Source organism: Proluteimonas luteida, from assembly GCF_021191695.1.
In the GTDB taxonomy this organism is placed as follows: domain Bacteria; phylum Pseudomonadota; class Gammaproteobacteria; order Xanthomonadales; family Xanthomonadaceae; genus Luteimonas; species Luteimonas luteida.
The window spans coordinates 186,799-213,651 of record NZ_JAIWPT010000003.1; the positions used below are offsets into that span (position 1 = coordinate 186,799).

General features: G+C 68.5%; 19 protein-coding genes and 1 tRNA gene. 18 read left to right on the forward strand and 2 right to left on the reverse strand.

The window, feature by feature from the left end; genetic code table 11:
* Positions 1–16 precede the first annotated feature (16 nt).
* Positions 17–568 (reverse strand): DUF2799 domain-containing protein, encoded by a 552-nt coding sequence (locus tag LDO26_RS04275; protein WP_232129838.1) that lies wholly within the window; start codon positions 566–568, stop codon positions 17–19.
* A 223-nt stretch (positions 569–791) separates the two neighbouring features.
* Between LDO26_RS04275 and LDO26_RS04280 the strand changes: the two genes are divergently transcribed.
* From LDO26_RS04280 to LDO26_RS04345, 14 genes are all read left to right on the forward strand, one after another.
* Entirely contained in the window at positions 792–1,775 is a 984-nt protein-coding gene (locus tag LDO26_RS04280) for an LLM class flavin-dependent oxidoreductase (RefSeq protein ID WP_232129839.1), read from the forward strand.
* Between the two features lie 124 nt (positions 1,776–1,899).
* Entirely contained in the window at positions 1,900–2,943 is a 1,044-nt protein-coding gene (ruvB, locus tag LDO26_RS04285; RefSeq protein ID WP_232129840.1) for a Holliday junction branch migration DNA helicase RuvB, read from the forward strand.
* A 46-nt stretch (positions 2,944–2,989) separates the two neighbouring features.
* On the forward strand, positions 2,990–3,439 hold the full coding sequence (gene ybgC / locus LDO26_RS04290; RefSeq protein WP_232129947.1) for a tol-pal system-associated acyl-CoA thioesterase: 450 nt from the start codon (positions 2,990–2,992) through the stop codon (positions 3,437–3,439).
* Between the two features lie 6 nt (positions 3,440–3,445).
* On the forward strand, positions 3,446–4,237 hold the full coding sequence (gene tolQ, locus LDO26_RS04295; protein WP_232129841.1) for a protein TolQ: 792 nt from the start codon (positions 3,446–3,448) through the stop codon (positions 4,235–4,237).
* A gap of 60 nt (positions 4,238–4,297) precedes the next feature.
* Positions 4,298–4,735 carry an ExbD/TolR family protein gene (locus LDO26_RS04300; RefSeq protein WP_232129842.1) on the forward strand — a complete coding sequence of 146 codons (438 nt, stop codon included), beginning with the start codon at positions 4,298–4,300 and terminating at the stop codon, positions 4,733–4,735.
* Positions 4,736–5,692 (forward strand): cell envelope integrity protein TolA, encoded by a 957-nt coding sequence (gene tolA / locus LDO26_RS04305; RefSeq protein WP_232129843.1) that lies wholly within the window; start codon positions 4,736–4,738, stop codon positions 5,690–5,692.
* Positions 5,693–5,697: 5 nt separating this feature from the next.
* The gene (locus LDO26_RS04310) at positions 5,698–6,072 is read left to right on the forward strand and encodes a cell envelope integrity TolA family protein (protein WP_232129951.1); all 375 of its coding nucleotides are present in this window, start codon (positions 5,698–5,700) and stop codon (positions 6,070–6,072) included.
* Positions 6,073–6,180: 108 nt separating this feature from the next.
* Complete coding sequence (tolB, locus tag LDO26_RS04315) at positions 6,181–7,503, forward strand: Tol-Pal system beta propeller repeat protein TolB (protein ID WP_232129844.1); 1,323 nt, start codon at positions 6,181–6,183, stop codon at positions 7,501–7,503.
* 73 nt (positions 7,504–7,576) lie between these two features.
* On the forward strand, positions 7,577–8,092 hold the full coding sequence (gene pal / locus LDO26_RS04320; RefSeq protein ID WP_232129845.1) for a peptidoglycan-associated lipoprotein Pal: 516 nt from the start codon (positions 7,577–7,579) through the stop codon (positions 8,090–8,092).
* An 11-nt stretch (positions 8,093–8,103) separates the two neighbouring features.
* Entirely contained in the window at positions 8,104–8,910 is an 807-nt protein-coding gene (ybgF, locus tag LDO26_RS04325; RefSeq protein ID WP_232129846.1) for a tol-pal system protein YbgF, read from the forward strand.
* 4 nt (positions 8,911–8,914) lie between these two features.
* Complete coding sequence (gene queE / locus LDO26_RS04330; protein ID WP_232129847.1) at positions 8,915–9,595, forward strand: 7-carboxy-7-deazaguanine synthase QueE; 681 nt, start codon at positions 8,915–8,917, stop codon at positions 9,593–9,595.
* Positions 9,596–9,640: 45 nt separating this feature from the next.
* Entirely contained in the window at positions 9,641–10,315 is a 675-nt protein-coding gene (queC, locus tag LDO26_RS04335; RefSeq protein ID WP_232129848.1) for a 7-cyano-7-deazaguanine synthase QueC, read from the forward strand.
* A 62-nt stretch (positions 10,316–10,377) separates the two neighbouring features.
* A tRNA-Lys gene (locus LDO26_RS04340) sits at positions 10,378–10,453 on the forward strand.
* 146 nt (positions 10,454–10,599) lie between these two features.
* The gene (locus tag LDO26_RS04345) at positions 10,600–11,307 is read left to right on the forward strand and encodes a response regulator transcription factor (protein WP_232129849.1); all 708 of its coding nucleotides are present in this window, start codon (positions 10,600–10,602) and stop codon (positions 11,305–11,307) included.
* Between the two features lie 438 nt (positions 11,308–11,745).
* Here the strand turns inward: LDO26_RS04345 and LDO26_RS04350 are convergent, their stop codons facing one another.
* A complete protein-coding gene (locus LDO26_RS04350; RefSeq protein ID WP_232129850.1) occupies positions 11,746–12,024 on the reverse strand; it encodes a hypothetical protein in 279 nt (92 codons plus the stop codon).
* Position 12,025: 1 nt separating this feature from the next.
* Here LDO26_RS04350 and LDO26_RS04355 point away from each other — a divergent pair, with 1 nt between their 5' ends.
* The 4 genes from LDO26_RS04355 (at position 12,026) to LDO26_RS04370 (ending at position 26,849) form a co-directional block, all read left to right on the forward strand.
* A complete protein-coding gene (locus tag LDO26_RS04355; RefSeq protein ID WP_232129851.1) occupies positions 12,026–18,895 on the forward strand; it encodes a DUF7927 domain-containing protein in 6,870 nt (2,289 codons plus the stop codon).
* A gap of 13 nt (positions 18,896–18,908) precedes the next feature.
* A complete protein-coding gene (locus tag LDO26_RS04360; RefSeq protein ID WP_232129852.1) occupies positions 18,909–22,598 on the forward strand; it encodes a TonB-dependent receptor in 3,690 nt (1,229 codons plus the stop codon).
* A gap of 97 nt (positions 22,599–22,695) precedes the next feature.
* A complete protein-coding gene (locus LDO26_RS04365; RefSeq protein ID WP_232129853.1) occupies positions 22,696–24,348 on the forward strand; it encodes a CshA/CshB family fibrillar adhesin-related protein in 1,653 nt (550 codons plus the stop codon).
* A gap of 218 nt (positions 24,349–24,566) precedes the next feature.
* Positions 24,567–26,849, forward strand: coding sequence for a DUF11 domain-containing protein (locus LDO26_RS04370; RefSeq protein ID WP_232129854.1), 2,283 nt, complete (start codon positions 24,567–24,569; stop codon positions 26,847–26,849).
* Positions 26,850–26,853: the final 4 nt, after the last annotated feature.

Genomic DNA, 26,853 nt, shown 5'->3' on the forward strand with positions numbered 1-26,853 from the left:
GCACCAGGGCCATCCGCTAACGCGCCAGCAGTGCCTGGTATTCGACCAGCCGGTGCTCGGCCGCGAGGCGCTCGTGGTGCGCGCGGTCGAGGTCGCGTTCCAGTTCCCGCAACCGCCGGATCACCGCCTGCCGGCGTTCCGGCTTGACGTCGTCGCGGCCGAGTTCGCGCGACAGCCGGCCGCGCTCGAGTGCCAGGTCGTCGACTGCGCGCGTGGCGTCGAGCACCTGCCTGCCGGCGCGGTGGTAGGGCAGCAGCCCGGCCCGCTGGTCGATGGGGCAGACGTCGGGGCTGCCCTCGCCGCGCAGCGCCAGGCTCATGACCACCTGCGGGCGGCAGTACAGGTCGAGGCCGTCGCGATAGCCCTGCGCATAGCGCGGCTGGTCGGCGGCGATGCCCGCGCGCGCGCAGGCATCGACATGCCGGCCGATCCTCGGCTGCGCCCCGCGTGCGCTGTCGTCGTGGCCAAGCCGGTACCAGTCGGCCGTCGCGCACTGCTGCGGCGTCAGGCTCACGCAACCGCCGAGTCCCCATGCCAATGCCAGGCAGGCAAGCATCCGTCGAATCATGCGCATGTCTCCTCCTTCCTCGGATCCGTGGTGGTCGCCCCTCCGGCCGGCCGGTGCGGCACGAGCGGCGGGAACGATGGCATCAACGGGCGAGGGGCCGACCCGGGTGCAGTGGCGGAAGGTGCGGGGGGCGGGGCGTTCAGCTTCGGCGCGGGCGCGCCGCGGCCATGGAAATGCGGGCTGGCGCCCCCAACTCGGAGGGACCCTTTCCGAGCGGCCGCAGATGATTCCCTATTCCGTCCTCGATCTCGCCCCGGTCACCGAGGGCAGCACGCCGGCGCAGTCTTTCGCCAATTCGCTGGACCTGGCACGGCATGCCGAGGCGCTGGGCTATACGCGCTACTGGCTGGCCGAGCACCACAACATGCCCGGCATCGCCAGCGCGGCGACGGCGGTGCTGATCGGCCACATCGCCGGCGGCACCGCCAAGATCCGGGTCGGCGCGGGCGGGGTGATGCTGCCCAACCATGCGCCGCTGCAGGTGGCCGAGCAGTTCGGCACGCTGGCCGCGCTGTATCCGGGCCGCATCGACCTCGGCCTCGGCCGCGCGCCCGGCACCGACGGCGCCACCGCGCGTGCGCTGCGCCGGTACTTCGACAGTGCCGATGCCTTCCCCCACGACGTGCAGGAACTGCTGCGCTATTTCGAACCGGTGCGGCCCGGCCAGGCCGTCCAGGCCGTGCCCGGCGCCGGGCTCGAGGTGCCAGTGTGGCTGCTCGGCTCGAGCCTGTTCAGTGCGCAACTGGCCGCGTCGATGGGCCTGCCGTTCGCGTTCGCCTCGCATTTCGCGCCGGCGATGATGGAGGAGGCGCTGGCGCGCTATCGGCTCGATTTCCGGCCGTCGAAGCACCTCGCGCAGCCGTACGCGATGCTGGCGCTGAACGTGGTCGCCGCCGATACCGGCGCCGAGGCGCGGCGGTTGTTCACCACCCAGCAGCAGAGCTTCGTGCGCCTGCGCCGCGGCCAGCCCGGGTTGATCCCGCCGCCGCTGGACGACATCGAGGCGTTCTGGACGCCGCAGGAGAAGGCGATGGTCGAGCAGGCGCTGGCCTGTTCGGTAGTCGGCGACGCGGCCGGCGTGCGCGCGGGCATCGCCGGCTTCATCGCCCGGCACCGGCCCGACGAGCTGATCCTGACCGCCAACATCTTCGACCATGCCGCGCGCAAGCATTCGTTCGCGCTGGCCGCCGGGGCGATGCGCCCCTAGGAACCGGAGTCGGCGCCGGCCTTCCGGCATGACCGGCGAATCCGTCGGACACGACGGGGCGGAAGCGGCGCTGCCCCGGGTTCCCGGACCCCGGTTTTCGATCCCGGCATGCGATCATGCGCGGATGACCGAAGACCGCATCATCGCCCCGGCGGCGAGCCGCGAGGACGCCGCCATCGACGCCAGCATCCGGCCGCAGCGGCTGGCCGACTATCTCGGGCAGCAGCCGGTCCGCGAGCAGATGTCGATCTACATCGAGGCCGCGAAGCACCGCGCCGAATCGCTGGACCACGTGCTGATCTTCGGCCCGCCGGGGCTGGGCAAGACCACGCTCAGCCACGTCATCGCCAACGAGCTCGGCGTCGCGCTGCGGGTCACGTCCGGGCCGGTGATCGAGAAGGCCGGCGACCTGGCCGCGCTGCTGACCAACCTGCAGCCGCACGACGTGCTGTTCATCGACGAGATCCACCGCCTGTCGCCGGTGGTCGAGGAAGTGCTGTACCCGGCGATGGAGGATTTCCAGCTCGACATCATGATCGGCGAGGGCCCGGCCGCGCGCTCGATCAAGATCGACCTGCCGCCGTTCACGCTGATCGGCGCGACCACCCGCGCCGGCCTGCTGACCGCGCCGCTGCGCGACCGCTTCGGCATCGTCCAGCGGCTGGAGTTCTACAGCGTCGGGGAACTGACCCGGATCGTCGCCCGGTCCGCGCAGATCCTCGGCATCGCCTGCGCACCGGAGGGCGCGGCCGAGATCGCCCGGCGCGCGCGCGGCACGCCGCGCATCGCCAACCGGCTGCTGCGTCGGGTCCGCGACTACGCCCAGGTCCGCGCCGGCGGCCACATCACCGACGAGGTCGCGCATGCCGCGATGCAGATGCTCAAGGTCGACCCGGAAGGATTCGACGAGCTCGACCGGCGCCTGCTCGGCCTGATCATCGACAATTTCGACGGCGGCCCGGTCGGCGTGGAGTCGATGGCGGCGGCGTTGAGCGAGGAGCGCGGCACGCTGGAGGACGTCATCGAGCCCTACCTGATCCAGCAGGGTTTCCTGGTGCGCACCGCGCGCGGGCGCATGGCCACGCGCAAGGCTTATCTGCACCTCGGGCTGACGCCCAAGGCGCGGGCGCCGGAATTCGGGGATGGGGATTCGGGCGCGTTGTTTTGACGCCGCCGAAGGCCCGGGCCGTTCCATCGACCTTGAAACAGACGACATGACCTCCGAATCCCAGATCCCCGACCCCGAATCCCCGGTATTCAGTTGGCCGACACGCGTCTACTGGGAAGATACCGACGCCGGCGGGGTGGTCTACCACGCGCAGTACCTGGCCTTCATGGAGCGCGCCCGCAGCGAGTGGCTGCGGGCGCACGGATACGGCCAGGCCATGTTGCAGGACGACCACGGCACGGTGTTCGCGGTGCGGGCGATGCGGATCGATTTCCGCAAGCCCGCGCGGCTCGACGACGCGCTGCAGGTGTCGGTCGCGCTGCGCGAATGCCGGCGGGCCAGCGCGGTGTTCGTGCAGGAGATCCGCCGCGACGGCGTGCTGCTGCTCGATGCCGAGGTGCGGGTGGCGGCGCTGTCGGCGGGCGATTTCCGTCCGCGCGCCATCCCCGACGCCCTGTTCGCACAACTCAAATCACTTGAAACATCAGCGGAGTAAGCCTGGATGAGTTTTTTGCCGATGCTGTTGCAGTCCGCCGCGCGGGTGCAGTCGCTGCCCGATGAGTCCCCGGCCGCCGCCACCGAACTGGCGAACACCGCCGCCGCTGCCGCCGCGCCGGTCGCCAACGACCTGAGCATCCTCGAACTGATCCTGCACGCCTCGATCCCGGTACAGCTGGTGATGCTGCTGCTGCTGTTCGCGTCGATCTCGTCCTGGGTCATCATCTTCCGCAAGAAGCGTGTGCTCGACCGCGCCGAGAAGGAAGCCGACCGCTTCGAGGAGCGCTTCTGGTCGGGCGCGGAGATCGGCAAGCTCTACGCCTCGGCGACCGAGCGCAACCGCGAGATCGAGGGCCTGGAGGCGATCTTCGAGGCCGGCTACCGCGAGTACTCGCGCCAGCGCCAGCGCCGCGGCGTCGATCCGCGCGCGCAGCTCGAAGGCGCGCAGCGCGGCATGCGCGTGGCCGGCGCGCGCGAGCTCGACGGGCTGGAGCGCAACCTCGAGTTCCTCGCCAACGTCGGCTCGATCGCGCCCTACGTCGGCCTGCTCGGCACCGTGTGGGGCATCATGATCTCGTTCCACGGCCTGGCCAGCATGAAGGAGGCGACCATCGCCACCGTCGCGCCGGGCATTTCCGAGGCGTTGATCGCGACCGCCATGGGCCTGTTCGCGGCGATCCCGGCGGTGTGGGCCTACAACCGCTTCGCGACCAAGGTCGAGCGCGTGGCCACGCGCTTCGAGGCCTTCTCCGACGAGTTCTCCTCGATCCTGGAACGGCAGACCAGCGCCGACTGACCCGGCTTCGCGCGCGTTGGCGCGCCCGGTTCTCGACCGTCCCCCTCACCGGATCCCGTCATGTCCTCGATGTCCCTCCGCCGCGCCAAGCGGCGCAAGCTGAAGAACGAAATCAACGTCGTGCCGTACATCGACGTGATGCTGGTGCTGCTGATCATCTTCATGGTCACCACGCCGCTGATGAACCTCGGCACCGACATCAACCTGCCCGACTCGCGCGCGTTGTCGCTGGGCGCGCCGAAGGACCCGATCGTCGTCAGCGTCTACGCCGACGGCGCGCTGGCGCTGATGATCGAGCGCGACAACCAGTCGGTGGGCGCGCAGGACCTGGTCGCCCGCCTGCGCGCGATCCACAACCAGAACCCCGAGGCCGCGGTGCTGGTGCGCGGCGACGCCGACGCCAGCTACCAGCGCATCATGAACGCGATCAGCCTGATCAACGATGCCGGCGTGACCCGGGTCAGCCTGATCAGCCGTCCCGAGGAAGGCGCGAACTGAATGCGTGAGTCGCGCGCCGATACCGCGCTGGCAGTGGGACTGGCCGTCCTGCTGCACGTGCTGCTGTTCGGGTTGATCTTCATCGGCATGTGGTGGAGCCGCTCGTCGACGCCGCAGTCGGCGCAGGGCTCGCCGGTCAGCGCCGATGTCATCGACCCGAACGCACTGAGTGCCGCCGACCGGCGCGCGCTCGACACGCGCCCGCAGCCGGTGGTCGAGCCGGAACCCGAACCGCTGCCCGAACCCTTGCCCGAACCGGTCGAGGAGCCGGCTGCCGCACCGCCGCAGCCGCTGCCCGAGCCGCGTCCCGAGGACGCGCCCGAGACGCCGCAGCCACAGTTGCAGGAAGTCATTCCCGATCCCGCGCCGGTGGCCCAGCCCGAGGTGCGCCGCGATTCGCAGGCCGAGCAGGCGCGCGAGCGCGAGCAGGAGGAAAAGCGGCGCCAGGCGCAGGTCGAGCTGGCCGAACGCCAGAAGCAGGAAGAGGCCGAGCAGAAGCGCCGCCTCGCGCAGCAGGAACTGGAGAAGATCCGCGCCGAGCGCGAGCGCACCGAGCGCCAGGCGCGGCTGGCCGAGGAGCGGCTCAAGCAGATCGCCGACCGCGAGGCCCGGCAGGCCGCCGAACGTGCGTCGGCATCGGCTGCAAGTCCGCCGCCCGGCCGCCCGGAGGGCGACAGCGGGCTCGCGGCCAAGTACGCCGCGGCGATCCAGGAGGTGGTGCGCCGCAACTGGCGCAGGCCGGACAATGTTCCGCTGGGGCAGGCCTGCCGGATGTACATCACCCAGTTGCCGGGCGGCGAGGTGATGAATGTCGAGTTCGATGCTTCGTGTCCCTACGATGCGCAGGGCCGGCGTTCGGTCGAGGCGGCGGTTCGCGCCGCCGAGCCGTTGCCCTACGCCGGTTTCGAGCCGGTCTTCAATCGTCGCCTGAACTTCACGTTCAGGGCCCAGGACTGATCCGCATGCGCGCCATGCCGCGATGCCGGGCCGCGGCCCTGTGCGCGGCGCTGCTGGCTGCCGGCGGGTCTGGCGCCCCGGCGGCATGGGCCTCGGACGATCTGCGGGCCGGCTACGCCGCCGCGCTGCGGGCCGCGGTCCAGCGCACCTGGTTGCGGCCGGACACGCTGGCCGAGGGGCAGCATTGCCGGGTCCTGGTCCGGCAGTTGCCGGGCGGCGAGGTGGTGGCGGTCGAGCCGCTGCCCGATTGCGATTTCGATGCGCAGGCGCGCCAGTCGCTGGTGCGTGCGGTCCACCGGGCCTCGCCGCTGCCGTACGCGGGCTTCGAGCGGGTGTTCGAGCGCAGTCTCGATCTGGGCTTCACGGCCCCGGACCGATGATTGCGGCGCTATTCATCCTCCGACCCCTGCCAGCGTCCAAGCTGCCGGGGTCCTGCCGGCGCTGCTGCACGCGGTTCCGGCCCGCCTCCAATCCAACCCGGTAGTCCGATGAAGCCCATCCTGATCCGCTGTCTGCTTGCCCTGTTCGCGCTGACCCTGCCGATGCTGGCGGTTGCGCAGCAGCAGGGGCTCGAAATCGACATCACAGGCGGCAGCGCGCAGGCCATGCCGATCGCCGTCGTGCCGATGCCCTACCAGGGCAGCGGGACCACGCCGGACACCGACATCGCCGCGGTGATCCGCGCCGACCTCGACCGCTCCGGCCAGTTCCGCACGCTGCCCGAGCGCGACATCGTCGAGCGCCCGACCCGCGGCAGCGAGGTCCAGTACCCGACCTGGCGCGCGCTGCGGCAGGACTTCCTGGTGGTCGGCCGCATCGTCGACGCCGGCGGCGGCAGCTACCGCGTCGAGTACGAGCTGTTCGACGTCGCCAAGCAGGAGCGGGTGCTGGGGCTGGCAATGACCGCGCGGGCGAATGCGATGCGCGATGTCGCCCACCAGATGGCCGACGCGATCTACGAGAAGATCACCGGTGTCCGCGGCGCGTTCTGGACCCGTATCGCCTACATCACCCAGACCGGGCTCGGTCGCGACGCGCGCTATGCGCTGATCGTCGCCGATTCCGATGGCCACAACCCGCAGACCGTGGTCCGCTCCAACGAGCCGCTGCTGTCGCCGTCGTGGAGCCCGGACGGGCGCCGGCTGGCCTACGTCAGCTTCGAAAGCGGCAATTCGGCGATCTACATCCAGGACATCAACAGCGGCAGCCGCGAGCTGGTGTCGAGCTTCCGCGGCATCAACGGCGCGCCGGCGTTCTCGCCCGATGGTTCGCGCCTGGCGCTGTCGCTGTCGCGCAGCGGCAACCCGGAGATCTACGTGATGGACCTGGGCAGCAAGGCGCTGACCCAGCTGACCAACCACTTCGCCATCGACACCTCGCCGGCCTGGGCGCCCGACGGCGGCAGCCTGTACTTCATCTCCGACCGCGGCGGCCGGCCGCAGGTCTACCAGGTGCCGGCAAGCGGCGGCAACGCCACCCGGGTGACCCACGAGGGCAGTTACAACGCCGACCCCAGCGTTTCCTACGACGGCAAGAAGATCGCCGTGGCGCAGGGCGCCGGCAACGTGTACCGTATCGCCGTGCTGGACCGCAGCCTGGGGTCGCCGCGCTGGTCCACGCTGTCGCCGGGGTCGCTCGATGAATCGCCGAGCTTCGCCCCGAACGCCGGCATGGTGCTGTACGCGGCACGCGAGGGGCGTCGGGGTGTGCTGTATTCGGCGTCGTCGGACGGCCGGGTGCGTCAGCGCCTCGCCCTTGCGGAAGGTGATGTGCGCGAACCGGCATGGGGGCCGTTCCGGGAGCAGCGTTGACCACGCGGCCTGCACGTCCCGTTGTTTGATACTGCTTGCCCTGTTGAGTCAAAAAAAACCAAGGATCGACGAGATGAAAACGACCACCCGTGTGTTGCTCGCCGCGCTGCTCTGCACCGCTGCCGTTGCATGTTCCAAGAAGGTGAAGGAAGAGCCGCCGGCAGACACCGGCCCGTCTACCGGCACCGTGGCCCCGACCGGTCCTGCCACCGCAGGCGCCTACACCCCGGCCGACCTCGACAGCGATGCCTGCCTGCGTCAGCGCGTCGTCTACTTCGATCTGGACCAAGACACCCTGCGTCCCGAGTTCCAGGCCATCATCGCCTGCCACGCCAAGTACCTGCGTGACCGCAACTCGTCGCGCATCTCGCTGGAAGGCCACGCCGACGAGCGCGGCAGCCGCGAGTACAACCAGGGTCTGGGCGAGCGCCGCGGCAATGGCGTGTCCTCGGCGCTGCAGGCCAACGGCGGTTCCGCCGCCCAGCTGGCCGTGGTCAGCTACGGTGAGGAGCGTCCGGTCTGCACCGAGTCGAACGAGGATTGCTGGGCCCGCAATCGTCGCGTCGAGATCATCTACACCGCGCGCTGATGCCTGCGGCAATGCGTCATTGGCTGGTGTTTCCAGTCGCGTTCGCGGCGGCCCTCGTGGCCGCCGCGCCCGCGTCCGCGCAGCGCGTCAGCCTGGCCGACCGGGTGGCCGCGCTCGAGGCACGTTCCAGCGACAATAGCGCCAACCTGGACATGCTCAACCAGGTCAACCAGCTGCGCCAGGAAATCCAGACGCTGCGGTCCCAGGTCGAGGACCTCCAACAGCAGAACGAACAGCTCAAGTCCAGCGGCCGCAGCCAGTACCTGGACATCGACGGGCGCCTGAACCGCCTCGAGAGCGGGGCCCAGCCTGCCGGTGAACTGCCCGATCTCGTCGGGGGCACGAGTGCCCCCGCGCCGGCATCGGCGGCAGCCGCGTCCGAGCGCCCACCCGCGATCCATGGCGACCGCAGCGCGATCGCCGGCATGGCCGACGAGCGCGGTGCCTACGAACACGCCTTCGACGCGCTGAAGAATGCCCGCTACGCGGAGTCGGCCGATCTGTTCCAGCAGTTCCTGCAGCAGTATCCGCAGGGCAGCTACGCGCCCAATGCCATCTACTGGCTCGGCGAAAGCTATTACGTCACCCAGAACTATCCGCTGGCGGAGGAGCAGTTCCGTGCGCTCATCCAGCGTTATCCGACCCACGACAAGACGCCCGGCGCGCTGCTGAAGGTGGGGCTGTCGCAGTACGGCATGAAGGACCTCGATGCCGCCGAGGCCACGCTCGAGTCGGTGGGCAAGCAGTATCCCGGCACCGATGCCGCCCGGACCGCATCCGACCGGCTGCGCGCGATCCAGCTCTCGCGCCTGCGCTAGTCCAATGACCGCCGTCGCGCCCGATGCGGTCGCCGCATCCCAGGCCGACCGACTCAAGCTCACCGAGATCTTCCTGTCCCTGCAGGGCGAGGCGCGGGATGCCGGCTGGCCGACGGTGTTCGTCCGCCTGACCGGCTGCCCGCTGCGTTGTACCTACTGCGATACCGCGTACGCGTTCCACGGCGGCGATTGGTGGCCGATCGACGCGATCCTCGACGAGGTCGCGCGCCATGGCGTGCGGCATGTCTGCGTCACCGGCGGCGAGCCGCTGGCGCAGAAGCGTTGCATCGGCCTGTTGCGGCGGCTGTGCGACGCCGGCTACCAGGTGTCGCTGGAGACTTCCGGCGCACTGGACATCGCCGCGGTCGACCCGCGCGTGAGCCGGGTGCTCGACATCAAGACGCCGGATTCGGGCGAAGCGCATCGCAACCTGTGGGCCAACCTGCCGCTGCTGACGCCGCACGACCAGGTCAAGTTCGTCATCTGCTCGCGCGGCGACTACGAATGGGCACGCGACGTCGTGCTGACGCGCGGACTGGCGCAACGTTGCGACGTGCTGTTCTCGCCGAGCAAGGGCGAGCTGTCCGCACGCGATCTCGCCGACTGGATCGTCGCCGACCGCCTGCCGGTGCGGTTCCAGATGCAGTTGCACAAGCTGCTGTGGAACGACGAGCCGGGGCGGTAAGCTTTTCCCGAATCCCCGATTCTCAATTCCGATCCCGAATCCCCGATGAAAAAAGCCGTCGTCCTGTTGTCCGGAGGCATGGACTCCGCCGCCGTCGTCGCCATTGCCCGCGAGCGGGGCTTCGCCGTGCATGCGCTGAGCGTGCGCTACGGCCAGCGGCACACGTCCGAACTCGTGGCCGCCACGCGTGTCGCCGCGATGCTGGATGTCGCCGCGCACAAGACCGTCGACGTCGACCTGCGCGCGTTCGGCGGCTCCGCGCTGACCGACGACATCGAGGTGCCGGAAGCGGGGGGCGCCGGCATCCCGTCGACCTACGTGCCCGCGCGCAACACCATCATGCTGTCGCTGGCGCTCGGCTGGGCCGAGGTGCTGGGCGCGGCCGACATCTTCTGCGGCGTCAATGCGGTGGACTATTCCGGCTATCCGGACTGTCGCCCCGAGTTCATCGATGCCTTCGAGCGGCTGGCCAACCTTGCCACCCGCGCGGGCGTGGAAGGCGCGGGCCTACGCATCCACGCGCCGCTGCAGCGGATGAGCAAGGCCGACATCGTCCGCGAAGGCGTGCGGCTGGGCGTCGACTTCGGGCAGACCGTGTCGTGCTACCGCGCGGATGCCGACGGGCGCGCCTGCGGCCGCTGCGATGCCTGCCGCCTGCGTGCCGACGGATTCGCCGCAGCCGGCGTCGCCGATCCCACGCATTACGTCGACGCGGGTTGATGCGTTAGACTTGCCGCCGCCATAGTCCGGCAGCGGCTCACCTGCCATGCTGCCGCTACTCCGGGTCGTTAGCTCAGTTGGTAGAGCATCGGACTTTTAATCCGCTGGTCGATGGTTCGAATCCATCACGACCCACCATTCCTCCGATTTTCCATGCCTCGCAGCGCATCGGGCGCCGGCACGTCGCCTGCCCGCGGGATGACGTTGACTTCGGATGTGCATCTATTTGCTATGGTCCGCCGGCAAGGGCAATCAATCGTGGGATCTACGTGCTGGAAGCATCTATGGCCGGGCAGGGGCAGCAGCAGTTGCAGCATCGTATTGCAGTCGTCGAGGACGACGAAGAACTTCGCGAAGGGATCCTGGTCCCTTTGCTGCGTGATGCCGGATTCCACGTGGTCGGCCTGCCGAGCGCGCTGGCCCTGTATCGGACCATGATCGGCGATCGTTTCGATGCGGTGATGCTGGATGTCGGGCTGCCTGACGAACGCGGGACGGCCATCGCCCGCCACCTGCGGGAACTGCTGCCCGAACTCGCCATCGTCATGCTCAGCGGTTACGGAAGCGCCATGGACCGGCAACGTGGTCTGGAGGCCGGGGCCGATGCCTATCTGGTCAAGCCGGTCGAGCCGACGATGCTCGTCAATACGATCCATGCCGTGTTGCGTTCGAGGCTGGCGGTGCCGACGCCCACCGCCGGCAGCAGCGGTTGGTCTCTCGATGAAAGCGGTTGGCGGATCCATGCACCCGATGGCGTCCCCGTGCAGCTGACGCTTGCCGAACAGCAGATCATGAAACTGCTCGCCGCGACACCGGGCGTGGCGGTATCGCGCGAAGCATTGATCGCACGGCTGGTTGGTAACGTGCACGATTTCGATCCACACCGGCTGGAGATGCTGGTGTTCCGCCTGCGGCGCAAATGCCTGCGCGAAACCGGGACGGCGCTGCCACTGCAGACCGTGCGTGGCGTGGGCTACGTTCTTGCCTGGTAATCCGATCCGGTTCACGTCGTCACTGCGGTGCATGTGGGGATGAAGCGCATGCGCCGGTTTGGCGCGTGTCCGTCACGCCGGCACCGGTGTGAGAACGACCCGGTCGCCTGACGGGACCGTGGAGATTTCCACAGCGCCGCGTCGCGGCGTCTGCATCCTCCGTCGATACCGACGTCTGGTGCCATCGGTCCGGTCGGCGTTCCCTTATTGACGACGTGTCGATGACATGTCCGTCACGACGCCAACGGGCGGCTTTCGATTCCCTGCTTCCGCAGTGAAATCTCACTCTTGGTGAGAAGTTGCAAGCATCCGTGCGTGTTCCGGATGTGACAAGCATCCACAATTCACAGTGAAGTCAGTTCGTCCGCAACGTGCAGTGGGCATGCCATCAGATTGCATGCCGACGGGGAGGCGGGACGTGACTGGGGATGTCACTTATCAACGAATCGAGCCGGCGCGGTTGGCGGCTTTTCGTACCGGGTTTGCCGTCCGGGCCTGATTTGTGACGATTGGAATGATTTTTGTGTGACGTACTTCGAAATAATCCGTGCCTGCACGCATGCGGGCGCCAACAGGGGGCGGTACGGTGTTCGTGAAAAGACCGGGTTTCTTCAAGGCCGCAGGGTTCGGCCTTGCGATGTCTGTCGTGCTGGGCTGGGCCGGGTTGGGTTCGACGCCAGTCCAGGCGCAGGCGTCGACACTGACGAATACCGCCACCGTGACCGCGCCTTCCGGGGTGGTGGATCCGAATCCGGACAACGACACCGATACCGCGACGGTCTCCGTTCAGGCGGTGCCGGCCTACGACTTCTGCCCGGCCGGTGAGAGTCCGATCTTCAGCGTGCCGAATGTCGCCAGCGGCGCCCAGCGTGTCTTCAGCTACGTCCCGGGAGCAGCCAGCGACGTGCTGGTGCCGGAACTGGCGCTGCCGGTTGGTGGCGACGCCAATGGCGTCATGGTGGATCCGATCAAGAACCGGCTGCTGTTCGTCACCCGCAGCGGTGGCAACACGACCCTCTGGGCCTACGACGCAGCCAACGGCGGCTGGTATGAGGCGCTTCCGCCCTTCGCGTCGCCGGACTTCCCGCGCGCGGGCATGGCGCCGGACGGCACCGGCTACCTGGTCGCAGGCAACTCGGCCACACCCCAGGTGTGGCGGGTCGAGGCCGATCCGGCCCCGGGCAGCTTCGGCTATTCGGTGAGCAACATCGGCACGCTGAGCTACAACGTCACGCCTGGAGGACCCAGCCCCTACAGTTCGGGTGATATCGCGTTCGATGGCAACGGAGTGGGTTGGCTGGCGGCAGGCCTGGATCTGTACACCGTCGATATGGCTACGTTGCAGGCGACACGCCAGACACGGCCGCTGCTGGATGGCAATCCGGCAGGAATCAGCTGGGCAGGCGTTGCCTTCGCCAACGACGGCACTCTGTACGTCGCCAACAACAGCAGTCCCAGCCGGTATTACGCATACGATCCGGCCACCGGCAACCTGACCCAGGGGCCGCAGACCACGGCCAACTCCTCGCGCGACCTTGCGTCGTGCGCTTTCCCGATCCCGGCCGAGCCCGAGCTGTCGGTAACCAAGACCCTGGCCCTGGTCAACGGCATCGCTTATGTCGCCGGCAGCCCTGTCGGTCCGGGCGACACGCTGACCTATCAGATCGAGATCGAGAACACCGGCGGTGCCGTTGCCACCCTGTTCCCGGGAGACGTCGTCGAGACGCTGCCGGCCAGTACCTCGGTCGTTACGACTGGCAACGACTTCATCTGCAGCGGCAGCAACTGCCCGAACGCCAATGCCGTCAACGTGGCGGCCAATGACAGCGTCGTCCTGAATTTCGTCGTCCTGGTTGACGATCCGTTGCCTGCATCGGTCACCAGCATCGACAACGCGGTGACGGTGGAAGGCATCGATTGCGCGGAAGCCGGAAACGACTGCGACGAGTCGACGCCACTCAGGCCGGCGGTGACGGTGGCCAAGAGCGCCGACCCGGCGTCGGGCACGGCCGTGGCTGTCGGCCAGACGATCACCTACACGCTGACGGTGGATGTGGCCAATGCCGCGCTGCTGAGCGACGTGGTCGTGACCGATACGCTGGGCACCGGCTTGGAGCTGGGCACGGTGACTGCGCCGGACTTCAGCTGCAACACGAGCAATCCGCTCGCTTGCACGCTGCTGGAAGGCACGGGTGTGGGCACCTACACGGTGGTCTATACCGCGACGGTGACCGCTGATGCGACCACGTCGGTCGCCAATAGTGTCGAGGCGACCGGCGGCAACAGCCCCGATGATCCGAACGCGCCGGATCCGGACTGCACCAGCTGCTCGACCGAGCATCCGGTGAACAAGCCGGCGGTGACGGTGGCCAAGGTGGCCAACCCGGCCTCCGGTACGGCCGTGACTGTCGGCCAGGCGATCACCTACACGCTGACGGTGGATGTGGCCAATGCCGCGCTGCTGAGCGACGTGGTGGTGACCGATACGCTGGGCACCGGCCTGGAGCTGGGCACGGTGACTGCGCCGGACTTCAGCTGCAACACGAGCAATCCGCTCGCTTGCACGCTGCTGGAAGGCACGGGCGTGGGCACCTATACGGTGGTCTATACCACGACGGTGACCGCTGATGCGACTACGTCGGTCGCCAACAGCGCCGAGGCGACCGGCGGCAACAGCCCCGATGACCCGAACGCACCGGATCCGGACTGCACCAGCTGCTCGACCGAGCATCCGGTGAACAAGCCGGAAGTGACGGTGGCCAAGTCGGCCAACCCAACCAGTGGCCAGTCTGTGACCGTCGGCCAGGTGATCACCTACACGCTGACGGTGGACGTGGCCAATGCCGCGCTGCTGAGCGACGTGGTGGTGACCGACACGTTGGGCACCGGCCTGGAACTGGGCACGGTGACCGCACCGGACTTCAGCTGCAACACGAGCAATCCGCTCGCGTGCACGCTGCTGGAAGGCACGGGCGTGGGCACCTACACGGTGGTCTATACCGCGACGGTGACCGCTGATGCGACCACGTCGGTCGCCAACAGCGTCGAGGCGACCGGCGGCAACAGCCCCGATGACCCGAACGCACCGGATCCCGACTGCACCAGCTGCTCGACCGAGCATCCGGTGAACAAGCCGACGGTGACGGTGGCCAAGAGCGCAGATCCGGCGTCGGGCACGGCGGTGACTGTCGGCCAGACGATCACCTACACGCTGACGGTGGACGTGACCAACGCCCCGACGCTGAGCGACGTGCTGGTGACCGATACCCTCGGCACGGGCCTGAGCCTGGGCACCGTGACCGCGCCTGGTTTCAGCTGCGGGACGACCAATCCGCTGGCCTGCGCGCTGCCGTCTGGCACCGCGCCGGGCAGCTACCTGGTGACCTATGAAGCGACGGTGACAGCCGACGCGACCACCAGTGTCGCCAACAGCGTGACCGCGAGCGGTGGCAACAGCCCCGATGATCCGAACGCACCGGATCCCGACTGCACCAGCTGCTCGACCGAGCATCCGGTGAACAAGCCGGAAGTGACGGTGGCCAAGGCGGCCGATCCGGCGTCGGGCACGGCGGTGACCGTGGGGCAGACGATCACCTACACGCTGACGGTGGACGTGGCCAATGCTCCGACGCTGAGCGATGTGGTGCTGACCGATACGCTGGGCACCGGCCTGAGCCTGGGCACCGTGACCGCGCCTGGTTTCAGCTGCGGGACGACCAATCCGCTGGCCTGCACGCTGCCGTCTGGCACCGCGCCGGGCAGCTACCTGGTGACCTATGAAGCGACGGTGACTGCCGACGCGACCACCAGTGTCGCCAACAGCGTGACCGCGAGCGGCGGCAACAGCCCGGACGACCCGAACGCACCGGACCCGGACTGCACCAGCTGCTCGACCGAGCATCCGGTGAACAAGCCGGAAGTGACGGTGGCCAAGAGCGCCGACCCGGCGTCGGGCACGGCGGTGACCGTGGGGCAGACGATCACCTACACGCTGACGGTGGACGTGGCCAATGCCGCGACGCTGAGCGACGTGGTGCTGACCGATACGCTGGGCACGGGCCTGTCGCTGGATACGGCCTCGCTGCCGGCCGGCTGTTCGGCAGCTGGCCAGACGGTGACCTGCACGCTGGTCGCTGGCGCGGCGATCGACACGTACACGTTCGCGTACACCGCGACGGTGACCGCCGACGCGACCACGGCGGTGGCCAACAGCGTCGAGGCGACCGGTGGCAACAGCCCCGATGATCCGAATGCACCGGACCCGGACTGCACCAGCTGCTCGACCGAGCATCCGGTGAACAAGCCGGCGGTGACGGTGGCCAAGAGCGCCGACCCGGCGTCGGGCACGGCCGTGACCGTGGGCCAGACGATCACCTACACGTTGACGGTGGACGTGGCCAACGCCCCGACGCTGAGCGACGTGGTGGTGACCGATACGCTGGGTACGGGCCTGAGCCTGGGCACGGTGACTGCGCCGGACTTCAGCTGCAATACCAGCAATCCGCTTGCATGCACGTTGCCGCTCGGCACGGCGCCGGGCAGCTACGTGGTGACCTATACCGCAACGGTGACTGCCGACGCGACCACGAGCGTGGCCAACAGCGTGACCGCGAGCGGCGGCAACAGCCCGGACGACCCGAACGCACCGGACCCGGACTGCACCAGCTGCTCGACCGAGCATCCGGTGAACAAGCCGACGGTGACGGTGGCCAAGAGCGCCGATCCGGCGTCGGGCACGGCGGTGACCGTGGGCCAGGTGATCACCTACACGCTGACGGTGGACGTGGCCAACGCCGCGCTGCTGAGCGATGTGGTGGTGACCGATACGCTGGGCACCGGCCTGGCACTGGGCACGGTGACCGCGCCGGACTTCGACTGCAACGCGACCAATCCGCTCGTGTGCACGTTGCCGGTCGGCACGGCGCCGGGCAGCTACGTGGTGACCTACGAAGCGACGGTGACCGCCGACGCGACCACCAGTGTCGCCAACAGCGTCGAGGCGACTGGCGGCAACAGCCCCGACGACCCGAACGCACCGGATCCCGACTGCACCAGCTGCTCGACCGAGCATCCGGTGAACAAGCCGGCGGTGACGGTGGCCAAGAGCGCCGATCCGGCGTCGGGCACGGCGGTGACTGTCGGCCAGGCGATCAACTACACGCTGACGGTGGACGTGGCCAATGCCGCGCTGCTGAGCGATGTGGTGGTGACCGATACGCTGGGCACCGGCCTGGAACTGGGCACGGTGACCGCGCCGGGCTTCAGCTGCAACGCGACCAATCCGCTCGCATGCACGCTGCCGTCCGGCACCGCGCCGGGCAGCTACGTGGTGACCTATGAAGCGACGGTGACCGCCGACGCGACCACCAGTGTCGCCAACAGCGTGACCGCGACCGGCGGCAACAGCCCGGACGACCCGAACGCGCCGGCGCCCGACTGCACCAGCTGCACGACCGAGCATCCGGTCGACAAGCCCGTCGTACGGGTCAGCAAGTCCGCCAACCCGGTCGATGGCACCGAAGTCCAGGTCAACGATGTCATCGAGTACACGCTGACGGTGACGGTCGAGAACGCCGCGACACTGAGTCCGGTGCGCCTGGTGGATACGCCGGATGCCGGCCTGACCATCGGCGCGCTGCCGGCAGGCTGCGCGACCTCGGGTGGCGACATCGTCTGCGTGCTCGAAGCGGGCGCCCTCCCGGGCATCCACACCTTCGTCTATCCGGCGACGGTCAATGCCGATGCCGCGGGCGACCTGGGCAACGTGGTGGTCGCCAGCTATGACGGCGGCGTGCCCAACGTGCCGGAGCCGGAGTGCACCACCTGCGAGACCTCGCACAAGGTCGTCGACACGACTGCGCTGCGTATCGTCAAGACCGCGGGCAGCCGCTACGTCAAGACCGGCGACCTGGTCCGCTACACGCTGACGGTCGAGAACGTGGGCGACAGCAACGTCGTCGATGGCACGGTCGTCGATACGCCGGCGCCCGGCTTCAGCTACGTCGATGGTTCGATGACGGTGGCCGATACCGATGGTGCGTTCACGCTGGCGTCGAGCCAGTCGCCGCTGCGCATCGGCGGGCTCGACATTCCGGTCGGCCGCAGCGCGACGATCGTCTACCTGATGCGCGTCGGCGCCGGTGTCAAGCCGGGCGTGCACATCAACCAGGCGGTCGCGGTCAACGACGCGGGCACGCCGGTGTCGAACGTCGCCACCGCGCAGGTCACGCTCGATACCGATCCGCTGCTGGACGACAGTCTGATCTTCGGTACGGTCTTCGACGACCGCGACGGCGACGGCTGGCAGGACAGCGCTGCGCTCAGCGGCGTCAGGGTCCAGGGCGGTTTCGCACCCGCGGCGTATGTCGCCAACTCGACGACCGTCGACCGCGGCCAGGGCCACCAGTCCGAGCCAGACGCCAGCTCGCCGCTGCTGCACGGCATCGCCGTCGGCGGCATCGCAGGCCGGCAGTCGGTGGCCGATCCGGTCGACGCGCACCAGGTGGTGATCCGCCAGGTCCTGAGCGCGCCCGAGTTCACCGGTGATTTCGTGCTGACCAGCGACCAGGGCGTGACGGTGCGGATGGATGCCGATGGCAACACCCGCGTCGAACAGGATGGCGAGGCCGCACGCGGCCTGACCGCGGCCGAGCCGACCGTCGAGCGTCGTGTCGCCAGGACCGAGGCGGGTTACGTGGTCGACTACGTCATCACCAATGCCGGCATCGACGAACGCGGTATCCCCGGCGTGCGCATCGCATCGGTGGAAGGCCTGCTGATCGAGACCGACCAGTACGGCCGCTATCACCTGGTGGACGTGTGGGGCGGCGACTGGGGCCATGGTCGCAACTTCATCCTCAAGGTCGATCCGGCCACGCTGCCGCCGGGCACAGGCTTCACCACGCCCAATCCGCTGGTGCGTCGCGTGACTCCGGGTCTTCCGGTCCGCTTCGACTTCGGCGTGCAGTTGCCGGTGCAGCAGATCGAGGGCGGCACCGAGCGTGTCGAGCTCGAACTGGGCGAGGTGATCTTCGAGCCGGGAAGCGCAGTGGTGCGTCCGCGGTATCTGCCGGCGATCGAGGCGATGGCCGCGCAGGTCAACCGCTACGGCGGCGGCGAGGTCGTGATCGTGGCCGATGGCGGTTCCGAGGCACTGGCCTTCGCCAGGGCCGCGGCGGTCCGCGACGCGCTGCAGGTGCAGGTGGACGAATCCGCGCGCGGCGCGCTGACGGTGGCGCTCAGGACCAATGTCGCCGACCCGCATTCGCTGGTCGCCGGCGTCGATGCCGACGGCGCCCTGCTCGGCACGGTGCTGTTCGACACCGACCGTTCGGCGATCCGTCCGGAGTTCAACGCCCTGCTCGACCAGGTGGCGCAGCGGCTCGAGGCATTGGGCGGGGGCGTGATCGGCATCGTCGGCCACACCGATGTGCGCGGTTCGCACCAGTACAACGTCGGCCTGGGCCTGCGTCGCGCGACCGCGGTCTACGAGGCCATTCGCAACCGACTCAGCCCGGAGGTGCGCAACAACGTGCGCGTGGAATCCAGCAGCGATCCGACAGCCCCTGTCGGCGTGGAACGTGAGTAAGGGGAGACGGATCATGAAGATGAAACTGCTCGATACTGCGCTGATCAGCATCCTCGCGGGCATGGCGCCGGCCGCGTTCGCCCAGCAGGCGGCGCCGGCCGATGCCGCCGCGGCCAGCCCTGCGGCAACCGACGCGCCGCTCGAATGCGAAGGCGAAAGCTGCAGCTCCGACGAGGGCCTGCTGTTCCAGCTGCGCACCCGCAGCTACGACCAGCCGGTCACGACCGGCCTGTCGGAACATTCGGGTTCGGCCGCGCTGCAGCCCGACCGCCGGGTCAGCGTCGCGCTCGAATCGCCGGGCAAGGCCGTCGCTACCGGCCAGTTCCAGATCCAGCTGCCGGGCGGCGGTGTGATCTGGGCGACTGAGGATCCCAATCTCGGCCAGCCCGAGTTGTCGATCTCCTCGCCGACGATGGTCGCCTTCGACGGCACGCGTATTGCCAAGCCGGTGCGGTTCTACGTGCGCGGCAACTACGCGGATTTCGTCGACCACTACGAGCTGACCCTCTACCGCGCCAGCGACGCCGACCTGATCACGCCGCTGACCCGGGTCGAGATTCCGTCCGCGGCCGTCGCCACGTTCGAATGGGACGGCGCCCTGCCGGCCGACCTGCGCCTGCGTACCGGCGACGAGCTCGCCTACGTGCTGCGCGCCTACGACGCCGACGGCAATTTCGACGAGACCCATACCAAGCGCATCCAGTTGGTGACGCCGGCCGAGGCCGAGCGCGGCACCCAGCTGCTGCGCGATGGCGTCGAGAAATCGCTCGGCACCGCCCTGAGCGGCGACGAGGCCACGACCCAGTCGCTGGTCAACGAGGCCTTCGCCGGCAATGGCCTGCGCCAGCAGAACATCCCGATCTACGGCTCGCGCGTGCGCATCACCGGCCGCAACATCCCGGCCGGCTACGGTCTGGCGATCAACGGCGAGAACTACCCGGTCGACCTGGAACGCAAGTTCGTCGCCGAATACCTGATGCCGGTCGGCGAGCACCGCTTCGACATCGCACTCAACGGCGAGGGCGGCCAGATCAGCCACCATGCGCTGGACGTCGACGTCAGCGGCGGCTACTTCTTCGGCGTCGGCCTTGCCGACCTGACCGTCTACCAGAACAAGGCCAGCGGCCCCGGCACCCAGATCGCGCTCGCCGGCCGCGACGACGACATCCTCAGCGATGGCCGGTTGGCGTTCTACGTCAAGGGCAAGGCCAAGGGCAAATACCTGATCACCGCCCAGGCCGACACCCAGAACCGTCCGCTCGAAGACCTGTTCGACGGCTTCACTTCGGCCGATCCGCAGGACATCTTCCGCCGCCTGGACCCGGACCTGTACTATCCGACCTACGGCGACGACTCCACCACCTGGCGCGACATCGACACGATGGGGCGGTTCTACGTGCGGGTCGACTGGGACAAGAACCAGGCGCTGTGGGGCAACTTCTACACCGGCATCACCGGTACCGAGTACGGCCAGTACGCGCGTTCGCTGTACGGCGGTGCGCTGCGCTGGCGCTCGCGCATGGCCAACGCCTGGGGCGACCCGGTGACCGAGCTGCGTGCGTTCGGCTCCGAGGCGCAGACCGCCCCCGGCCACAGCGAATTCATCGGTACCGGCGGCAGCCTCTACTACCTGCGCCATACCGATGTGCTGCCGGGTTCGGACCACGTCGTGCTGGAAGTGCGCGACCGCACCACCGGCCGTACCGAGCAGCGCATCGAACTGCTGCGCGGCGCCGACTACGAGATCGACGAACTGCAGGGCCGCATCCTGCTGACCCGGCCGCTGGCCCAGGTCACCCGCGAGAACGTGCCGACCATCACCCGCGACGCGCCGCTCGACGGCTTCGAGCAGCGCCTGATCGTCGACTACGAATGGGTGCCGGCGGACTTCGATCCCGACGAGATCGCCGCCGGCGTGCGCGGCAAGCACTGGTTCGGCGACCATATCGGCGTCGGCGCCACCTACGTCGACGAGAACCGCGCCGGCGAGGACTACTCGCTGATGTCGGCCGACGTCACCCTGCAGGCCGGCAAGGGCACCTACCTGAAGCTCGAGCACAGCCGCACCGAGGCCACCAGCGCGCCGGTGTTCTTCTCCGACAACGGCGGCCTGAGCTTCCTGCAGCTCAATCCGACGGGCCCGCGCAAGGGCGAGGCGTCGGCGGTCGAGGCGCGGATCAACTTCCGCGAGCTGGGCGTCACCGAGCAGGAGTGGAGTGCGGGTGCATGGTGGCGGCAGGTCGACGCCGGCTTCTCGGTGTCGCGCTTCGATCTGGGCGCGGACATCCGCGAACATGGCGCCGAGGTCCTGGGCCGCGTCAACGAGTCGTTCAGCACCTACGCCCGCTACAGCGAAGCCGAGCGCGGCACCGAGTCGCTGACCCAGGCCCAGTTGAGCGGCGAGTGGCGCTTCAGCGATGCCAATGCCCTGTCGGCCGAGTTCCGCCGGGTCGAGGAGCAGCGGACCTCCGGCGATGCCGCAGGCCTGCTGGGCGCACTGCGCTACACCCACCGTTTCGGCACCGCGCTGGACCTGTACGGCATCGCCCAGTTCACGCTGGACGACGATGACGGCGCCTACGCCGACAACGACGCCTTCACCCTCGGCGGCCGCTACAACTTCGCCAACCTGTCGACGGTCGGCGCGGAAGTGACCACCGGCGACCGCGGTGACGCCGCGCAGGTCAGCGCCGAATACCGGCTGACCCCGCAGCACAGCTTCTACGGCGCCTATACCCAGTCGACCGACCGCACCGACTACGACCCGCTGTTCAACCGCACCGCCCAGAACGGCTGGACGCTGGGCCAGCGCTGGCGCCTGTCGAACCAGGTCAACCTGTTCAACGAGAGCCAGTTCCTCAAGACCCGCAACGAGTCGGGGCTGGCGCACACCTACGGCATGGATTTCTATCCGGCGGTGGGCTGGAACCTCGGCTTCACGCTGTCCGATGGCGACCTGACCAACAGCGCAGGCGGGCAGATCGACCGGCGCGCGATCAGCGTCAGCGGCGGCCGCACCTCGCCCGACACCGACTGGCAGAGCAAGCTGGAGTGGCGCGAGGACAGCGGTTTCGAGCAGCGTACCCAGTGGATCAGCACCAACCGGGTGATGCACAAGCTCAACGAGAGCTGGCGCATCGCTGCGCGCTTCAACTACGCCGACACCGACGACACGCTCAACCCGGCCGCCGGTGCGAAGTTCATCGAGGGCAACTTCGGCTTCGCCTACCGGCCGTGGAACAGCACGCGCTGGGGCCTGTTCGGCCGCTACACCTACCTCTACGACCTGGCGACGCTGGGCCAGCTGGGCGGTGCGCAGTACGACCAGAAGTCGCAGATCCTGTCGTTCGAAGGCGTCTACCACCTCGACCACAACTGGGAACTGGCCGGCAAGCTGGCGCGTCGCGAGGGCGAGGTCCGCTACGGCCGCGGCACCGGCGACTGGTTCGATTCGGCGACCACCTTCGCCGCGGCCCAGGTCCGCTACGAGCTGCTGTTCAAGTGGCACGCGATGGCCGAGTACCGCTGGCTCGACGTCGACGACGGCGGCACCCGGCAGGGCTGGATGGCCGGCGTCGACCGCGATATCGGCCGCAACTTCCGCATCGGCGTCGGCTACAACTTCACCGATTTCAGCGACGACCTGACCGACTTCGACTACGACCACAAGGGCTGGTTCATCAACTTCGTCGGCAGCTACTGAGCCGGTGCCGGCCCCGGTCGGCATCGTCGACGAGGCAGACGTACCAGAACGTGCTGCGGCCTTCGAGGGCTGCGCCACCTGCAAGGGATACATCACAATGAAGACCCATCATTCCCGTCTGGCATCCGGCCTGCTCGTGCTGGCCACCGGGCTTGCCGCCGTCCTCGGCAACCAGGCGCACGCGGCCGCCTATGCAACGGGCGGCGAAGGCCAGTACCGCAGCGAGATCCTGTGGCTGACCTGGGGCGGCGGCGTCAACGGAACCAATGGCGTGGCGTTGGCCAACGGGGCGAGCACGTCCGCGACCATCCCGGTGACGGCGACCCAGAGCCTCGCGCTGACCTGTTCGCTTGCGGATGTCAGCGGAACCATCACCAGCTATCGGCCCGGCAACTACAGCGGCGATGCGCTCGACAACATGTACAACATCGGCGGCACCGGCAGCGCCAACCAGCTGATCGCCGGCATCATGGGCAGCGGGACGAAAAGCTTCACCGTGAACTGCTCGGCGACGATCGGCGGACAACCGTACCGGATTCCCGGCCTGGTGATGGCCGATGCCGAATCGATGGATACCGGGCAGGAGTATCTGCAGGGCACCGCGCGTGGCGGCTGGAACGTGGTCGAGATGTACAGCGGCAACGGCGGCAACTACATGGCCACGAAAACCGACGAAACGGATGGCCGGCAGACCATCAAGTTCGGTCCGGGCGGGCAGGGTTCGGGCACCAGCCCGGCCGCGGTCACGTTCCTGACGTTCGCCGACGACGCCTATGGCGCAGACGCGTCGATCTCGATGGATTTCGAGATATACGGTTCCGGCAACACCGCCATCGCGATCGGCCTGCTGGCGCCAGTCGCCGACTTCGGCGATGCCCCGGCCACTTATGGCGACGCATCCCACGTCATCCAGGCGCTGGTGCCGGCGCCCGATGGCCTGTCCGTCGGTCCCCCGACCAACATCAACGCACCCGGTTTCCAGTTGGGCGGCCTGCAGCCGCCGGCCAGCGAGTACATCGGCAGCCGTGGCCCCGACGGGGAAGCCGGCTCGCAGTACAGCGCCGACGCGCGGGGCGACGACAACAACGGCAGTGCCGGTTCGACCGAAGAGGATGCGTGGCCGTCCGACTACACCCTGACCATCAACCAGGTCGCGCAACCGCTGACCCAGACCATCCAATGCATGGGCACGGGCACCGTGGCCGGATGGATCGACTTCGACCGCAACGGCACTTTCGATGCAGGCGAGCGCGCGGAGGCGATCTGCAGTGGCGGCTCGGCAGCGCTGGCGTGGACCGTGCCCGCGACCGCGCAGGCCGGCACCAGCTATGTGCGCCTGCGCTTTGCCAGCGACCCGGCGCAGGTCCAGTTGCCGACCGGCGAGGCCGCCGACGGCGAGGTCGAGGACCATGCGATCAGCATCGAGTTCGAGGCCGACCTGGCGATCGAAAAAACGGTGAATCCGGCTTCTGCGTCAGTCGGCGACTCGGTGACCTACACGCTGGTCGCGCGCAACGAGGGTCCGATGGCGGCCGATGGTGCGCTGATCCAGGATCCGGCAGTGCCGGGGCTGGACTGCAGCGCCGCCACGCCGCAATGCGCCGTCACCGGTGGCGCTGCCGTTTGCCCCGCAGGTGGTGTCGCCATCGGCGACCTGCAAGGCACCGGCGTGGTGATCGACACGTTCCCGGTCGGGGGCGAAGTCACCATCACCCTGACCTGCGAAGTGACCGCCAGCGGCGGTCCCTGACCCCACGGGGTCACGCGGGGCGTCGGGCGCGATGTCCGGCGCCCGGCCATGTCACCGGGACCACACGGTTGGCGGAAGCAGTCGATGCTGTTCGATGGAAGCGGCGCTGCCGCCGCTTTCGTTGGCGCGTCCGGCGTCCAGAATTGTGAGATCAATCACATTTGGCATGTGATTTGCTTTGCATTGGAGGTTTCTCGCAGAAGTGCAAAGAGTTCCGCATGAAGACGTCTCCGACGAGGTCCTGCCTCCACCTGTTGTCGCTGCTGACCCTCCCGCTGCTGCTGATGGCGCAGCCCGCAGGCGCACAGGAGGTCAAGCGCACCTTCACCAACATGAGCTTCGAGGACCCGAAACTGCAGACGCCGGGGTGTCGCGTCTACATCCCCAGCCAGCTCGTGGAGGGCTGGGAGACCGACCACCCGGATTACCGGTCCGAGAACGTCGGCAACTGTGTCGTGCCGGCCGAGTTCGTCAACGAAGTGGTGCAGGGTGGCATCCTGGAGCTGTGGCACGGTCCGCGCAGCAACAACAGCGGTGGGTCGGTTGAGGGCCGACAGGGGCCGCAGTTCGCCGAACTCAATGCCGAGGTGGCGTCGCGCATCTACCAGGACGTCTGCCTGATCCAGAACGAGCGCGTCGACTACTTCTTCAGTCACCGGGGACGGCAGAGCGCCACCACCCGGGACATCATGACCATGCACGTCGGGACCGGCGTGGGTGCGAGCATCGTGACCGTCGGCACGACCAACAACGGTGCATTCAATACCCCGGTCGTCCACCAGGGCACGATCCAGGCACCCGCTCCGGCGGGCGGCGGTTGGGTCGACTACCGCGGCCAGTACACCTACCAGGGCGCCTCCGGCAACGGCAACATCGGCTTCGAGGCGGTCAGCGCGGCGGGCGGCTCCAACCAGGGCAACTTCCTCGACGACATCCAGGTCGAACTCGCCCCGTTCGTCGATTTCGCGCAGGTATCCAGTTCGACCCCGGAAAGCAACGCGATCAACGTACCGGCGGTGCGGATCAACGGCACGCTGCCCAGCGACATCGTCGTGCAGGTGCAGGTCACCGGCGGCAGCGCGGTGCTGGGGACGGATTTCGTGTTCCTGCCCGGCGCCGATCTGGTCAATGCCACGACGGTACGCCTGCACATCCCTGCCGGAACCTACGACTGGAGCGCGAACGGCCAGTTTCCGCTGCCGATCCAGACCGTCGACAACACCATCGTCGACGGCAACCGCAACGTGCAGTTCAGCATCCTGCCCGCGACCGACGGCAGCTACCTGCTGGCGTCGAACAGCAGCTGCGGCGGGCCGGCCAATACGCGCTGGGACTACACCATCGTCGACGACGATGCGACCGTGGTGGTGACCAAGGAGTTCGCCTCCATGACCCAGGTCGCGGGCGACCCGACGCGCTACGACCTCGTCTACGAGATCGTCGTGAACAACCCCAGCACCGCCAACACCGCGACCTACAACCTGGTCGACCGGCCCGGCATGGATCCCGATGTCGGCATCGAAAGCGCCAGCTACGAACTCAACGATGGCAGTGCCGTGACCCTGACGCCGCCGGCGACCGGCAGCGCGACCGAGTGGCCGCTCGCGACCGACCGCGCGCTTGCGCCGACGCTGACCGACACCTACCGGCTCAGCATGCGGGTGGTGATCGCGCGTGGCGGCAACCCGGGCAACGACGCCTGTACCGGTGCGCCCGGGAACGGCCTGTTCAATCTGGCGGCGGCGACGGTGGAGGCCGAGGAAGGCGAACTGACGTCGGCTGCCTGCCAGAACACGCCGACGCCGGTCTGGGTCACGCTGGACAAGGTGCTGCATGGTCGCGCTGCCGCGGGCGACCAGATCGCCGTGCACATCTATGCGGGCGGCATCAGCAGGGCCGAGGTGCGGACCACCGGAACCGCCGCGCCGCAGACGGTCAGCACCGGCACGCACGTGTTCGCCGCCGGCAACCTGCTGGGCTTCTCGGACGTCGTCGGCCCCAACAACGTCTTCTCACCGGGTACGGCGCCAACTGCCTACGACGTGGAGATCGTCTGCAGCAATGCCTATGCTGGCTCGAACACCGTATTGCCCAGCGGCAGCGGCGTGACGGAAAGCAACCGGCAATTCTGGGGGCAGTTCTCCACCACCGCGGGCGACGACATCAGCTGCACCATCCACAACCGCCTGCCGAACGCGGACCTGTCGCTGGTCAAGACCGTCGCCCCGGAAACGGCGGTCATCGGCGAATCGGTGACCTATACCCTGACCGTCCGCAACGGCGGTCCGGGCGCGGCCAACAACGCCGTGGTCACCGACCCGGCGGTCCCCGGCATCGACTGCGGCGCCGCGACGTTGCAGTGCGCCGCGCAGGACAACGCGGCCTGCCCGGTGCCGGCGCCGACCGTCAGCGATCTGCAGGGCAGCGGCGTGGTGATCCCGACCTTCCCGGCCGGCGGCAGCGTCGTGCTGACGATGGCCTGTACGCTCACCGCGCCGTAGGCCG

Bases quoted from the DNA above. Each gene is read 5' to 3' on its own strand.
- LDO26_RS04275 (WP_232129838.1), bottom strand. From the start codon at position 568: ATGATTCGACGGATGCTTGCCTGCCTGGCATTGGCATGGGGACTCGGC.
- LDO26_RS04280 (WP_232129839.1), top strand. From the start codon at position 792: ATGATTCCCTATTCCGTCCTCGATCTCGCCCCGGTCACCGAGGGCAGC.
- ruvB (WP_232129840.1), top strand. From the start codon at position 1,900: ATGACCGAAGACCGCATCATCGCCCCGGCGGCGAGCCGCGAGGACGCC.
- ybgC (WP_232129947.1), top strand. From the start codon at position 2,990: ATGACCTCCGAATCCCAGATCCCCGACCCCGAATCCCCGGTATTCAGT.
- tolQ (WP_232129841.1), top strand. From the start codon at position 3,446: ATGAGTTTTTTGCCGATGCTGTTGCAGTCCGCCGCGCGGGTGCAGTCG.
- LDO26_RS04300 (WP_232129842.1), top strand. From the start codon at position 4,298: ATGTCCTCGATGTCCCTCCGCCGCGCCAAGCGGCGCAAGCTGAAGAAC.
- tolA (WP_232129843.1), top strand. From the start codon at position 4,736: ATGCGTGAGTCGCGCGCCGATACCGCGCTGGCAGTGGGACTGGCCGTC.
- LDO26_RS04310 (WP_232129951.1), top strand. From the start codon at position 5,698: ATGCGCGCCATGCCGCGATGCCGGGCCGCGGCCCTGTGCGCGGCGCTG.
- tolB (WP_232129844.1), top strand. From the start codon at position 6,181: ATGAAGCCCATCCTGATCCGCTGTCTGCTTGCCCTGTTCGCGCTGACC.
- pal (WP_232129845.1), top strand. From the start codon at position 7,577: ATGAAAACGACCACCCGTGTGTTGCTCGCCGCGCTGCTCTGCACCGCT.
- ybgF (WP_232129846.1), top strand. From the start codon at position 8,104: ATGCGTCATTGGCTGGTGTTTCCAGTCGCGTTCGCGGCGGCCCTCGTG.
- queE (WP_232129847.1), top strand. From the start codon at position 8,915: ATGACCGCCGTCGCGCCCGATGCGGTCGCCGCATCCCAGGCCGACCGA.
- queC (WP_232129848.1), top strand. From the start codon at position 9,641: ATGAAAAAAGCCGTCGTCCTGTTGTCCGGAGGCATGGACTCCGCCGCC.
- LDO26_RS04345 (WP_232129849.1), top strand. From the start codon at position 10,600: ATGGCCGGGCAGGGGCAGCAGCAGTTGCAGCATCGTATTGCAGTCGTC.
- LDO26_RS04360 (WP_232129852.1), top strand. From the start codon at position 18,909: ATGAAGATGAAACTGCTCGATACTGCGCTGATCAGCATCCTCGCGGGC.
- LDO26_RS04365 (WP_232129853.1), top strand. From the start codon at position 22,696: ATGAAGACCCATCATTCCCGTCTGGCATCCGGCCTGCTCGTGCTGGCC.
- LDO26_RS04370 (WP_232129854.1), top strand. From the start codon at position 24,567: ATGAAGACGTCTCCGACGAGGTCCTGCCTCCACCTGTTGTCGCTGCTG.